General features: G+C 72.7%; 8 protein-coding genes. 2 read left to right on the top strand and 6 right to left on the bottom strand.

Annotated elements, in window-relative coordinates; all coding sequences use genetic code 11:
* Nucleotides 1-131 precede the first annotated feature (131 nt).
* Nucleotides 132-1,736, top strand: a complete 1,605-nt coding sequence (locus tag DVR05_RS00215) for a serine/threonine-protein kinase (protein ID WP_116243737.1) — start codon at nt 132-134, stop codon at nt 1,734-1,736.
* Nucleotides 1,737-1,756: 20 nt separating this feature from the next.
* Here DVR05_RS00215 and DVR05_RS00210 read toward each other — a convergent pair whose 3' ends face one another.
* From DVR05_RS00210 to DVR05_RS00195, 4 genes are all read right to left on the bottom strand, one after another.
* Nucleotides 1,757-3,061, bottom strand: coding sequence for a DUF6891 domain-containing protein (locus tag DVR05_RS00210; protein WP_116243736.1), 1,305 nt, complete (start codon nt 3,059-3,061; stop codon nt 1,757-1,759).
* Nucleotides 3,058-4,158 carry a hypothetical protein gene (locus tag DVR05_RS00205; protein ID WP_116243735.1) on the bottom strand — a complete coding sequence of 367 codons (1,101 nt, stop codon included), beginning with the start codon at nt 4,156-4,158 and terminating at the stop codon, nt 3,058-3,060. The genes DVR05_RS00210 and DVR05_RS00205 overlap by 4 nt, the downstream gene beginning before the upstream one ends.
* 193 nt (nt 4,159-4,351) lie before the next feature.
* Nucleotides 4,352-6,829 carry an ATP-binding protein gene (locus DVR05_RS00200; RefSeq protein WP_116243734.1) on the bottom strand — a complete coding sequence of 826 codons (2,478 nt, stop codon included), beginning with the start codon at nt 6,827-6,829 and terminating at the stop codon, nt 4,352-4,354.
* Between the two features lie 279 nt (nt 6,830-7,108).
* On the bottom strand, nt 7,109-7,768 hold the full coding sequence (locus tag DVR05_RS00195) for an HNH endonuclease family protein (protein ID WP_116243733.1): 660 nt from the start codon (nt 7,766-7,768) through the stop codon (nt 7,109-7,111).
* A gap of 506 nt (nt 7,769-8,274) precedes the next feature.
* Here DVR05_RS00195 and thpD point away from each other — a divergent pair.
* Entirely contained in the window at nt 8,275-9,180 is a 906-nt protein-coding gene (gene thpD, locus DVR05_RS00190; protein WP_198658972.1) for an ectoine hydroxylase, read from the top strand.
* Between the two features lie 84 nt (nt 9,181-9,264).
* On the opposite strand, the gene DVR05_RS00185 is transcribed toward thpD, so the two are convergent.
* Together DVR05_RS00185 and DVR05_RS00180 are read right to left on the bottom strand one after the other, a co-directional pair.
* Nucleotides 9,265-12,891 carry a TcpE family conjugal transfer membrane protein gene (locus DVR05_RS00185; protein ID WP_116243732.1) on the bottom strand — a complete coding sequence of 1,209 codons (3,627 nt, stop codon included), beginning with the start codon at nt 12,889-12,891 and terminating at the stop codon, nt 9,265-9,267.
* Between the two features lie 18 nt (nt 12,892-12,909).
* Nucleotides 12,910-13,239 (bottom strand): hypothetical protein, encoded by a 330-nt coding sequence (locus DVR05_RS00180; RefSeq protein WP_116243731.1) that lies wholly within the window; start codon nt 13,237-13,239, stop codon nt 12,910-12,912.
* Nucleotides 13,240-13,304 lie beyond the last annotated feature (65 nt).

Raw genomic sequence — 13,304 nt, 5'->3', positions numbered from 1 at the left:
CCGTGACGGTCCGACTTACAGTGAGATGGGCTCCGATGTCGGTAACACACGGCACGATCCAGGACGGTAGGGCCCTTCTCGGATAGATTGGCCTGCGCATCGTCCCCCACCCCCAGAAGGGATGCGCCCCCATGTCGCCTGACGGTCGTTCCTCCGTGGGTCGCTACGAACTACGGGAGCGGCTCGGCGCGGGCGGAATGGGAACGGTGTGGCGCGCCTGGGACCCCGCCCTCCAGCGCGACGTGGCCGTCAAGGAGGTTCTGCTCCCCGAGGGGATGGACCCGGACGCCCGCGCGGAGGCGCACGCGCGCAGCATGCGCGAGGCCCAGGCGACCGCCCGGATCAACAGCACGGCGGTGGTCGCCGTCCACGACGTGCTCGACGACGGCGAGAGCCCCTGGATCGTCATGGAGCTGCTGTCCGGGTCCTCGCTCCAGCAGCACCTGGACGCGCACGGCCCCATGACGGTGACCAGGGTCGAGGAGATCGCCCGGTCGGTCCTGGACGGACTGCGCGCGGCCCACGCGGTCGGGGTCACGCACCGGGACATCAAGCCCGCGAACATCATGCTCACCGCCGACGGCCGGACCGTGCTGACGGACTTCGGCATCGCGAACGTCGACGGCAGCACGGCGCTCACCCAGACCGGCGTGTACATCGGATCCCCGGAGTACATGGCCCCCGAACGGTTCGAGGGGGAGCGCGCGTTGCCCGCGTCCGACCTGTGGAGTCTGGGCGTCACCCTGTACTCGCTGCTGGAGGGGCGCACACCGTTCAAGCGGGACACCATCACCGGCATCATCAGCGCGGTCCTGACCGCTCCCCTGCCGCCTCGGCTGCCCACGCCCGACCCCGGTGACCGTTCGGCCAGCACGCCGCTGCACGCGTTGGTCGCCGCGCTGCTGAACCGCGACGCGTCGGCGCGGCCCACCCCGGCCGAGGCGCTCGCCCTGCTGGACCGCGAGAAGGCGGCCTGGAAGGCGCGGACCGCCGAACCCGAGGGCGCGCCCGCTCCCGGGCCGCACACCCCCGCCAGCGGCCCGCAGACCCCCGTGAACGGACCTTCGGCGCCCGGGCACGGACCGGCGGGCGGGCAGCCCGTACGGGCCCCCTCGGGGCCGCACCGCCCACCCGGCTCCCCCCTCCCGGGCAACCCGCCGGCGCCGGGCCACCGGCCCCCCGGTCCGCCCACGTCCGGCCCCTCGACCGGTCACTTCCCCCTCCACCCGCCCAGCGGCCCCCAGTGGTCGCACCGGGGCCCCGACGTCCCCCGCTCCGGCACGCCCGGGTCGGGGGGCGCCGGAGCGGGCGCCACGGCGCGGTTCGCTCCTCCCGCCCCACCCAAACCCGCGTCGGTGATCACCGCGGCGGTCATGCTGGGGCTGAACGCGCTCTACCTCATGGTGCTCACGGCCCTGTTCGCCGCCGAGGCGGTCGGCGGGTCGCAGGAGTACACGTGGGGCACGGTGCTGCTGGTCGGTGCGTGGGGACTGTTCTCGGCGTTCGCGGGCGTGGGTCTGATGACGCGGTCGCGCCTGCTGTACGGCGCCGTGGTCATCGTGCAGGTCGTGGTGTCGGTGCTGCTGGTCCTCACCATGTTCTCGGTGCTGATCTACACCCCCGACCTGCTCGTCTGGTACACGCTGATCCTCGTGTTCAACCTCGTGATCGGCGGGCTGCTGCTGATCCCGCCCAAGGCGCGCGCGTTCTTCGGGTTCGGTCCCGACCCGGCCTGAGACCTGCGCCCGCCGGGGGACTACCAGTTGACGACCGCCAGCTCGCCGAGTTCGTCGAGGGCGATCCGCCCCTCATCGGCGAGGATCCGCACCATCTCGTCCGCCTCGGAGACACTAACGTACCGACCCCGGGACAGGGAGGCCCCGGGGTCGGGCGTCTCCAGCCACAGGCGTGGACCGGCGTGCCACATCATCTGCACGCACGAGCCGTCGCGGGCGACGAAGACCGCGAAGCTGTCCGGGGCGGGGGTGAGCTGGTGGACGAGGTCACGGGCGGCGGCCGTCTCCATGGGTTCGGCGACGGAGGCCGAGCCGATACCGTCATGGGAGGTGTCCTGGTAGCTGACGTCGACCATGCCGTCCCCGGTCGACACGGCGTCCTCCTCCGGCCAGACACCGCCGACCGCCCAGCGGCTGAGCGGCTCCTCCACCCGGGCCCGGGACAGGAGGCGCCCGGTCTCGCGCACGCGGAGCACGTCGAAGGCGCGCTCGATCACGACCGTCTCGCCCCGGTCGCTGGTCACCGTCGCCGTGAAGTCCCGGGGTAGCCAGGGCAGCACCATGCGGGCGAGTTCGCGGACGGTCACCCGCCCCTCGTAGTGGCTGACCCACGCGGGCGTCGCGTAGGGGCTGGGGTTGGTGTAGGCGACCTCGACCGACGGTTCCCCCCGGATGGCGGATCCCGGGTGGGCGGCGCGGCGCCCCCAGCGGCGCCAGCGACCGTCCAGCTCGACCGTGAGCAGGGCGTCGGGGTCGCCGTTCCAGGTGACGGTGAGGCCGTGCGCGCGGAGGGTCTCGGCGATCTCCTCGCCGACGGCGGCGCGGCGGATCTCGTGGACGGCGGTGAAACCGAGGCGCAGTCCGCCCTCCTCGACCGCCCGCACGGCCTCCTGGGCGTGGTAGTAGACGTAGCCGCGGATCGCGGAGCCCGCCTCCGTGTCGTGCGCGGCGGCCTCGGCGCGCAGGGCGTCGCGGGCGCAGTTGCCGCAACAGGTGAAGTCCTCGCGGGCCAGGATGCCGGATTCGTCGAGGGCGCGGAAGGCCCGGGTGAGCCGTTCGCCGTCGGTGCGCGCGGGCCAGCGGCGCTGTTTCTGGGCGTGCTCGGCCATCGCGTCGTCGATGGCCGCCGCGAGCTCGGTGAGGGCCGCCGACACCTCCGTCTCCTCCGGTGGCCGCACGCCCCTGCGTTCGGCGTCCGACCTGAGGAAGTCGACGAGGTCCTCACCCGCCGTTCGGTAGATGTCGACGAATCCGCCCTTCCCGTACACCACGTTGGCGATCGCGGCGTTGCGGGCGGTGTCGAGGGGCTCCCGGGCTTCGGTCATGCCCCCAATCTGTCAGATTCGGCGGGCACTCGTGCCGCGGCCCCCGAAGCGCCGTCGTCCGATCCCGGCCAGACCGGGGCGCCGCCGGTCGTGAGGACGTGGTCGGCCAGGAGCCGGACGCGTTCGTCACGGACGCGCCGGGCGGCCTCGGCGGTGGCGGTCAGTCCGTCGAGGTCGGCGGGAGGGGTGGCCAGGAAGGCCGCCGAGGCGAGGTGCTCGGTGTACTCGGCTGTGGAGTCGAGCGCCTCCTGGCACTGCTCCCACTCGCGGTGCGCGGCGACGGCCCGCTCGACCAGCCGACCGTACTCGGTGATCTCGTCGACCCGGGCGCGGACCGCGGCGTCCACGGCGTTCAGGTGCTCGCGCTGGGGTTTGAGGGCCTCCCGGACGCGGGGCGAGGCCGCGCGCTGCCAGCGGCGCAGGTGGGCACGGCGCAGTTCGCGCTGGCGGACGAGGAGGGCGGCGATCCGCCACTCCTGGTCGCGCAGGACCGTGAGCGCGCGGTCGGTGTCCAGGGAGTCTCCGCCGAGTTCGTCCCGGGCGGCGGCGACCCGGTCGATGGTGCGCTGGACGGCCGTCAGGTGGGCGTGGTCGTGGTCGCTGACGTCGTCGGGGAGGATGACCAGGCCCTCGTGGTCGTCGGGGGTCCGGCTGACCCGTGCGGTGGCGGCGTCGGCTCCGACGAGGGCGACGAAGACGCCGAACACGAGCCAGCCCGCGGCGGCGGCCCCGTCCGGTGCCGCCATGACCATGGCGGGGGTCGCGACGACGGTTCCCGCGCCGGCCGTCGCGCCCAGCACCCGCGTCACGGGGTGGGTGTCCTCGACGCAGATGAGCACGAGGACCTGGGCCAGGAGGATCACGACGGTGATGGCCAGGCCCAGGGGCCAGCCCGCGGCGGCCGAGGCGAGGGCGGCCGTGAACCCGGCGGCGAGCACCTGGACGGTACCCTCGCGCACGCGGACGGGGCGGGTGACGACCTCCCCGTTGGCGCGGCGCGGGGGCGGCTGCGGGGTCCGGCTCTCCCGCGCGATCCGCTCACGCAGGGCGTCGGGGAGGGTGGGGTCGACAACGGGGCGCGGCACGTCCTCACTCATGGGCGGTCCCTCGTGAGTGGTGGGTCTCGGTCGGGGGTGCGGAGTCGGTGCGCCGGGACGGGGAAACCCGACAGAGTAGGTCATCCCCACCCTGAGCGGGCCCCGAACCTGGCGCCGCCATTCCCCTTTGCGGTGACTTGTCCGTTAAGACAGGGTCTGACCGCGCCCGACCGTGGACGTGCGCTGACGCCCGTCAGCGCCTGTCCGCCGCCTCCTGGCCGGAGGCAGCCACGAGGTCGTCGTCCTCGGTGGGCCGCTGCCGGGTGGGGTTGGTGTCGAGCCAGCGCAGGAGGTTGTCGGAGACCAGGTCGACGCCGATCCGGCCCGCCCGACCGTCGAGGTCGCGGAACAGGCACTCGCCGTTGCCGAGGTTGCGCAGCACCGCCAGGTGCTCCTCGGTGGGCTCGACGCCCAGCAGGGACATGACGCTCTCCACCTCGTACCGTTCGCTGGAACGGAACGCGAACACCGAGGACAGGCAGTTGGTGACCTGTTCGTTGAGCAGGTCACCGGCGTTCTGGGAGACGAGGATGAGGGCGGTGTTGCGGGAGCGGCCCATGCGGGAGACCTCGGGGACGAGCTTGGCGCCCTCCGGGGTGGAGGTGACCGCCCACGCCTCGTCGAGGAAGATCGCCTTGGGCAGGTGGCGGTCGAGGCCGTTCATCAGGCGGCGGGCGAACTGGGAGACCAGGTAGAGCAGCGCGACGGACAGGCGCTGTTCGTAGGAGTAGTCGTCCCGGCCCACTCCGGAGTCGGGGAGGGTGAGGCCGCCCAGGGTGAAGACGGTCGTCCAGCCCTCCGTGTCGATCCTGGCGTCACCCTGGGGATCGAAGCACAGGCTGGCCAGGCGCATCTCCGACATGGACTGCAGGACCGCGCCCAGGTTGCGGGAGGCGGCGTCCGGTGAGGAGACCAGGTGGTCGACGACCTTGGCCAGGGACGGGCGCGGCTGGTTGGCGACCGCCGCCACGGCCTGGATCATCGCCGACTCGCGCTCCTCGCTCATGCGCGGGAGGAGGAGGCGGAGGGTCTCGGTGGCCATGGTCTTGCGGGAGGGCAGGTCGTCGCCGAACGCGAAGGGGTCGAGCAGGCCCGGCTGGGCGGACCCCAGGGACATGACGCGGGCCTTGCGCCCCCGCCGCTGGAGGAGTTCGACGAGGGACTCGGCGTCGCCCTTGGGGTCGATGGCGGCGACGGTCACCCCGCGCAGGGCGAGCTGGTAGATGAGCAGGAGGGCGAGGGTGGTCTTGCCTCCGCCCGGCTCTCCGGTGATGGCGATGGCGGTGGGGCGGTTGCGGGCCGCGGCGACCATGGGGTCGAAGTGGACGATGGAACGGGCGCGACCGATGGTCTCGCCGATGTAGGGGCCCACCCAGCCGCCGCCGGAGTGGTCGACCCGGTCGCCGACGTCGACGGTGGCGGTGGGCATGCCGCCCGCGATGGTGCGCAGGGGCTGGCGCTGGACGTAGGCGCCCAGGCGGATGCGGTCGCCGGGAAGCGCCTCGTTGAACAGGGAGAACTGGTCTCCGGTGGAGTTGATGACGTCGATGCCGATGTCGCGGTAGTGCTCGATGACCGCCTCGACGTGCTGGCCGAGGAGGCGCTCGGTCGGCGCGGAGACCATGAGCCGGTGCCAGCCGTAGACGAACGGCAGGCGTTCCTTGGTGATGCCGTGCTCCAGCATGCGGGCGGCGTCGATCTGCTCGGCCAGGGCGAGGGGCGCCTCGACCCCGGCCTCCCGGATGTGGGCGTCCATGTCGCGGGCGTGCGCGAGCTTGCGTCCGACGTCCTTGCTGGCCTTGGCGGGCGGGATGAGCTTCATCCGCAGGGACATCTCGACGGGGAAGGGCAGGGCGTCGGCGTGGTGCATCCAGGGTTCGCCGTCCGGGAAGGGCATGAGGTCCGGGAAACGGGCGAAGGAGAGGAAGGCGACGTGGGTGGACCCGGCGGGCTGTTCGAGGCGCAGGGAGGAGCGGCCGTTGTGCACGACGCCGTCGACGAGGGCCTCGATCTCGCCGCGCCCCCAGGTGCGGCGTCCGGCGGCCGAGGGGCGGACCTCCTCGGCGGTGCCGCTGACCGCGTGGCGGATGAGCCAGGCGATCTCGTCGGAGGTGGCGTGCCGGGCGTGCAGTGAGCTGGCGGCCAGGGCACGGCCGAGGCGCTCGGACTGCTCGGTCCAGCGGGCGATCTCGCGGTCGTCGACGGCGTCGTCGGTGATGCCGAGGACCTGTTCGGTGCGCTGGTAGGCGCCGAGGAGCTGGGAGAGCAGGCCGAGGCCGCCCCCGGCGTTGCGCGGACCGAGGCGGACGCCCAGATAGACCTCCTTGGTCCAGAAGTCCTTGGCCCAGACGTGGCGGTACATCTCGTCGAGGTAGTCGTACCAGCCGGGACCGGAGTCGGCGGTGGCGTCCAGGCGGGTGGCCCAGGCCGCGGCCGGGTAGGTGCGGTGGGCGACGCGGAGGTGGACCTCGGCGTCGTTCATCCGGATGGCGGCGAGCGCGATGGTGATGTTGGTGGCGAGGGCCTGGCGTTCCTCAGGGGTGGTGAACTCGTAGGACACCGTCGGGAGGCGGAAATAGGCCCAGGCCTCGGTGTCGCTGAACAGCACGCGGTCGTCGAAGTAGCGGACCGCGAGGCGGGTCGCGCCCCGGGTTCCCCTGGTGCCGGTCATCTGGTCGCCCTTCTGGTCGAGTCGCGGCGGGGCGTGCCCGATCCGGGGCCGTCCCCGAGCCTCCCGCCTGTGCCACCCCCCATAGTGGAGCATCGTCTGTGGGCAGAGAAGTGGACGGTATTCCGGCGTGGCCGAATCCCGCCGCCGGACTCTTCGGGTCCGGGTCTGCCGTCCGGAACCCGTGGACACGGGTGAGGGCCCGCACCGGAGCCCGTCGGCTCGGACGCGGGCCCGCACCCCACGGTCCGGGACCCCTCGGGTCCTCCGCGGCGGGAAGCCCTAACAGCGGGTGTCGATGGTGGACTGGATGGCGGAGCGTTCGGCGCGGGTGACGGTGAGGTCGTAGCGGTACTTCACGTTCACCCACGCCTTGACGTAGTCGCAGTGGACGGCCGTGTTCGGCGGCATCCACTCGGACGGGTCGTCGTCGCCCTTGCTGCTGTTGCTGGACGGGGTGGCCGGCCACAGCTGCGGGGCGTTCACGTCGTTGGCGAAGTCGCGGCGCCGGGAGGTGCTCCAGTGGCGGGCGCCGGTCTTCCACGCCTCGCTGAGCGGGACCATGTGGTCGACACTGATCCGGGACGGGTCGTCGTACACCCACGTGGCGTCGAAGGAGCTCCACCAGCGGCCGGAGGTGGGCTGACAGCGGGAGTCGGTGACGACGTCGTGGCCGTCGCGCAGAAGGACGACCTGACGGGCCGAGCAGGTGCCCTGGACGTCGACCCAGTGCGGGAAGAGGCTGCGGTCGTAGCCGCTCTGGGGCCCCTTGGGGGCGACGGTGAGGGAGTGGAGCTGGCTCTGGGCGGTCGAGGTGCTGGGGATGCCCGGCGGCAGGACGTGGTCGGCGGTGGCGGGGGCCGCCCAGCCGAGGACGACGAGCAGGACGGCGGCGGTGAGGGACGCCAGGACTCTGCCCGGCGTGCGAGGGGTGGGGGGCACGTTCTCTCCTCCGGAGCGGGTGGCGGGAGGGGACCCCACCACAGTGCGCCGACAACGATTTCCGCACCAGTCCCGCCGGAGGAATTCGGGCGTAATCCGAAGTGACACCTACAGGTCCTGCCGGGGACCCAACCTCACCGCTGTACCAGATCCTTGTGATCTAGTGCACAGGAAAATTTCGAGGGCTCGGCGCTTATCGCCGTGATCGTGGCCGCAACTGGACGACCTGGGAAGATGCCGCCTTGAGGCGTACTCTGGAGACCTGTGGCGCGACTGCGCAGGTGAGACGCGGCAGCAACGCGAAAAGGGATTGGAAAAGAACAGAAAAAGGAGGTCCGATTTTCGGTTTCCCCCCATATAGTATAACAGTAATACCCAATCATCAGATCGCTAAACACACTGTCTGTGGGCATCCTCGTAAAGGTCTCCGGATATTTGTTAAGTTCACGTGTCGTAAGGACAACCGTCGACCTCAGAGAGGATGAACCCCACCGAGGGGATCGGCCATGACTCTGCAGATGGATGCTCCGACCGCGGACGAGTACCCGACCCGAAAGGCCAGTGAGCCCGCCCTTCTGTACCGCAAGGACCCCGCCGTCTGGGGCCCCGCGGAGGACGGACCCTTCACAGCTGAGGAGATCAGCGCCTACGACCAGCGCGGCTACGCGCAGGTCCCGTCCCTCATCTCGGCCGAGGAGGTGAGCGCCTACCGGGCCGAGCTGGAGCGGCTCAGCTCCGACCGCCTGCTGCGCGAGGACGAGCGGGTGATCGTCGAACCGACGTCGGACGAGGTCCGCTCGATCTTCGAGGTGCACAAGATCAGCAAGGTCTTCCACGACCTGGTGAACGACCCCCGTCTGGTCGAGCGCGCCCGGCAGATCCTCGGCTCGGACGTGTACGTCCACCAGAGCCGGATCAACTACAAGCCCGGGTTCGGCGGGGGCTCCTTCTACTGGCACTCGGACTTCGAGACGTGGCACGCCGAGGACGGCATGCCGCGGATGCGGGCGACCAGCATCTCCATCTCGCTGACCGAGAACTACACGTACAACGGCGCCCTGATGATCATGCCCGGCTCGCACAAGACGTTCGTGTCGTGCGTCGGCGAGACCCCGGAGAACCACTACCAGGCGTCGCTGAAGAGCCAGCACGTGGGGACACCGGACCAGAACTCGCTGACCATGCTGGCCGAGCGGCACGGCATCGACGTGCTCACCGGTTCGGCGGGCGACGCGACCGTGTTCGACTCCAACTGCATGCACGGGTCGGGCGGCAACATCACGCCCTACCCGCGGTCGAACATCTTCATCGTGTTCAACAGCGTCGAGAACGCGTGCGTGCAGCCGTTCGCCGCGAACAACCCGCGCCCGGAGTTCCTGTCCGCGCGCGACTTCACCCCCGTCGGCCGCTGAGCCGCCACCGCTGACGGGTGTCCGGCACACCCGACACCACCCTGCATCTCCGTGCGGGCGGGCGCGCCCGCCCGCACGGCGCTTTCAGGGGCGGGTGAGGGCGTTGACCAGGACCCCGCCGAGGGCGCCGTGGGCCCGCTTGGTGGCCGGACGCAGGGCGCCGACGTCGATCCTGGTGTAGGACGAGCCGAGGTGGTCGTCCCACGGGACGCGGACGATCGCCCGGCAACGGCCGCGCGCGACCCGCTCGGCCGCGTCCACGTCCGCCAGACTGCGCTTGCTCACCCCGTTGACCACGAGCACCGAACTCGCCCGCAGGGCGCCGTAACCGTTGCCGTCCAACCACTCGAACGTCATGGACACGGCCCGCTCGGCGTCGGCGTTGGCCGGGGCGACCAGGACCAGACCGTCCGCCACCGGCAGGGCCCGGGCCACGCCCGTGGCCGCCGGGTCCAGGAGCGTCACGGCGTAGAAGCGGCCGAGCAGCTCGGTGAGCTGACCGTAGTCGCGGTCGTCCAGGGTCTGGACGTAGGGGTCGTCGAGGGTCTGGACGACCTCCAGCCCGGTGCTGGCCCGGCTGGTGTAGCCGCGCATCCGCTCGTGGTCGTCGACCTCGTCCGCGTTGGCGAGCAGCGCGGTGAGGGTCTCGGGGGCCTGCGCGCCGACCCGGCGGGAGAGTCCATTGGGGCCGGGGTTGACGTCGACCGCGACCACCGGATCGTCGCGGTGCGCGGCCAGGGTGTGCCCGATCATGAGTGAGGTGACGGTCTGACCGGCGCCACCGGTGCACCCGAGCACGACGAGGCTGCGCGGCGCGGGCAGGGGGGTGCGCAGCCGGGCGATGTCGCTCGCGGACAGGTCGGAGCGGACCGGGGCGGCGCCGCCGGTGACCACCTTGGCCAGACGGCGCCAACCGCGCGTACCGCCGGACTCGCCGGCGTCGCCTTCGCGGTGTTCGGGTTCCGTGGGTGCCGGGTGGGGGGCCGGGACGCCGGCCGGGGTGTCGCCGAGCCGCTCCTGCTCTCCGGTGCCGTGATCGAGTTCCAGCCGGGGCTTGGGCTCATCGCGACGCGGCGGCTCGGGTTCCTCTCCGGGGACGGGCTGGCCGAAGAGGTGGCCGAGCCTGCGGGCGTTCTGCGCCACCCGATGGAAGACACCGTCGTGGGGGTCGACGCCCGGAGGGGCGTCGACCGCGATTGCGGGGCCGCCGTCTGCGTCGGCCCCGTCGGCGCCGGGCGTGTCCCGGTCGCTCTCGGGAGCGGCGTGGTCGGCGTGGGCGGCGTGGGCGGTAGGGTCGGCGCCGTCCGGGGCGGTCGGGGACGGGGCGCCCTCCTCGGTGAGCACGCCCACGAGACTGCGGTTGGCACGGGGGTCGAGGACGGGGGCCGGGCGCTCGTGGGGGGCGGGGTCGGGGTCTTGGGTGTGGGGGCGCTGGGCGGCCGCACGCCGTCGGGCCAGCGCGGCGGCCTCGGCCTCGGCCAGGTCCGCGGCCGTGCGGCGCGGGACGGACGCTCCGTCGGACGTGGTTCCCGACTCCGTCCCCTTCGGGGAGGCGGTGGGCGTCGAAGCGCCGGACGCGGCCGGGGTGGTCGGTGCGCGCCCGGGATCCGAGGTGTCCTCGGAACCGGACGCGGCCTCGGCGGTGGGGGACGCCGGGGCGTCGGCCGTGGTCCGCGAACCGGTGGCGGCTCGCGAGGCGGTGCGGTCGGTGGCGCCGCTGTCGGGCTCGCCCCGGACCTCGGCGAAGCTCGCCAGTTCACCCGTTCCGTGGTCGAGCTGGGTGGGCGGTTTGGTCCCGTCCGCCTCACCGGACTCGCCCGGCGCGCCGGAGGACGCCGCCTGGGGGGTCGCGTCCTCCTCAGCGGAGACGGACTCGCCGGGCCGTTCGGCGTGGACCTCGGTCCCGGACGTCACGGTGCGCGCGTGTGCGTCGGCCCGGTCGGTGTCGGCGGACCGGACGGCGGCGGTATCGGGCTCCTCGCCCCCGACCGCGCTCTCCTCACGCAGCTCGCTCACCGGGATCACCGGGTTCCCCCGGTCACCGACCTTGGGCTGGTCGGGGTGGCGCTTCCTGCCGTCGTCGAACCACTGAGCCGGGTCCGCGGCCCTCGGGTCGCGTTCGCCGTCGCCCAGGGCGTCGGCGAACGTGGGGCGCGGGGGCGCGGGGGTGTCCGCCTTGCTGAGGTGCTGGTCGAGCACCGACATGTGCTCGTTCCACTCCGGCCCGCGGTCCTCGTCGTCCCGGCTCGGCCGGACCGGCATCGCCTCCTGCTCGCCGGTGCCGTGGTCCAGCTCCGGCGGCGACCCGTCCTCCGGGGTCGAGGAGGCGGGCGGCAGCCAGGGCGCGGCGGGGACCTCCGGTGCCACGGAACGGCCGGTGGCCGCCGCGTAGCGCTCGGCGTAGTCGGACAGGTCCCCGACCCCGGCCCGGTCCGTGGCCTCGTCGTCGCTCCTCGCTCCGGCGTCGCCGTCACGGTGGGACTCGTCCAGATCCCAGGGGGCGGCGTGCGGGCGACCCCTGCGGCGGGGCGGGTGGGGCGGCTCGTCGGCGGGCCGGGCGGACGGCGTCTCCCGGGGAACGCTCCCACGGACCTGTCCGGAGCGGCGCTCGTCCAGTTCCCTGGCGACCCTGATGCCCTGGACACGCCCGCGCAGACGGCGCGCGGGGTCCGACTCCTCGGGCTCGGGTTCGGGGTCGGGGGCGGCCATGACCTCCTCGGCGCGGCGGCGCTCACGTGCCCGCTCCGGTGTCTCGGTCACCTCGGATGTCCCGACGGCCTCGACAGTCTCGGTCGCCCCGGCCGCCTCGTCGACCTCGGCACGGCTCAGGGGCCCGGTGTCACCGACGCCGTAGGCGGTCTTGGCGCTGAGCCCGACGGGGGTCTGCCCGGAGTGTGCGCGCAGGCGGGAGACCCACTCCTCACCGCTCCGCTCCTCGCGTGCTTCCTCCGGTTCGGGGCGCTGGTCGGTCCCGGCGACCCCGTCCCCGCGGTCCTGCGGCGGCGCGGGGACGCCTGTTTCGAGGGCGAGACCGAAGTAGTTCAGGACGCGGCGGGTCACACCGCGTGTGTCGGGGGCGGTCCCGGGAGTCTCCGTGTCGGCCGGGCCGTCCTCCGCGACGACGGGTTCGGGCTCCTCCTCGGGGACCGTTGCGGGTTCGGGGGCGGATGCGTGTTCGGGGACCGGGGCGGGAGCGGCCACGCCCACGAGGGGCGGCGCCGCCTCCGGGGAGGGAACCGTCCGGACCTCCTCGACGGCGGCCTCGTCGACCTCCCGGACCGCGTCGGCGCGTTCGCCCCGGCGCCGTCCGACCACGGGCAGCGGTCCCGCGTCCGGGTGGCGGTGCCACACGCGCACCACCACCCGGGCCTCGGCCGGCTCGTACTCGGGCGCGAGACGCGTGTAGACGCGGGCCTCGGTGAGGAACCTGGCCTGGGAGAGGAGCAGTTCGGTGAGGCGTTTGCCCTCGATCACCGGCCGGGTGGCCAGCACGGTGATCACCCCGGGCGGCACCACCCACAGGACCAGGTGCCAGCCGTTGCCGAAGGTGAACGGGGCGTTGAGGATGCTGAGCAGCACCACCCAGATCGCGAAGACCCCCAGCGCGACCCCGAAGGTCCCCACCGGGAGCGGCATGGGCAGCCGGAAATCGTAGAGCTTGTACAGCCGCTTCTCGATACGCCAGATGTTGGTGTATGTGGGCAGATCCACGTTCCCGGCCTCCCTCGCCTATTCCGCCGACACGCCCATCGCTCGGGCGAGCGCCACCGCGATGACCTCGATGATGCCGGGGACGTAGAAGACGATCCCGATGAAGATCGCCAGGATGATGAACTGCGCGAACCTCGTGATCTCACGCGTGAACAGGAAGAACACCGCCACGATCGACACGATGACGAGGAAGAGCGGCCCGAAGAAGCCGCGGAGGAAGTCGGCGAGGCCGCCCGTGTCGGGGGCCTCCGTCGCCGGTGAGGGCGGGGTCGCCGCCGCGAGGTGGAGGAGGTCGGCGCCGCCCGCCTGGGCAAGGGCGTCCGTCGTGGAAGACAGCAGGGGGAGCATGTCAGGCGCCGCCCTCCGGTGTCGTCGCTGGTGTGCGCATGGTTCTTCTCGTCTCCTTGCCTACG

The organism is Nocardiopsis sp. FIRDI 009 (genome assembly GCF_003386285.1).
Taxonomy (GTDB): domain Bacteria; phylum Actinomycetota; class Actinomycetes; order Streptosporangiales; family Streptosporangiaceae; genus Nocardiopsis.
Note: the sequence above shows the minus strand (reverse complement) of the source record. Positions and strands in the feature narration are given on the sequence as shown.

What these genes read in the sequence shown, in the direction of transcription:
- DVR05_RS00210 (WP_116243736.1), bottom strand. Translation starts at nt 3,061, where the DNA reads ATGACCGAAGCCCGGGAGCCCCTCGACACCGCCCGCAACGCCGCGATC.
- DVR05_RS00200 (WP_116243734.1), bottom strand. Translation starts at nt 6,829, where the DNA reads ATGACCGGCACCAGGGGAACCCGGGGCGCGACCCGCCTCGCGGTCCGC.
- thpD (WP_198658972.1), top strand. Translation starts at nt 8,275, where the DNA reads ATGACTCTGCAGATGGATGCTCCGACCGCGGACGAGTACCCGACCCGA.
- DVR05_RS00180 (WP_116243731.1), bottom strand. Translation starts at nt 13,239, where the DNA reads ATGCTCCCCCTGCTGTCTTCCACGACGGACGCCCTTGCCCAGGCGGGC.
- DVR05_RS00215 (WP_116243737.1), top strand. Translation starts at nt 132, where the DNA reads ATGTCGCCTGACGGTCGTTCCTCCGTGGGTCGCTACGAACTACGGGAG.
- DVR05_RS00205 (WP_116243735.1), bottom strand. Translation starts at nt 4,158, where the DNA reads ATGAGTGAGGACGTGCCGCGCCCCGTTGTCGACCCCACCCTCCCCGAC.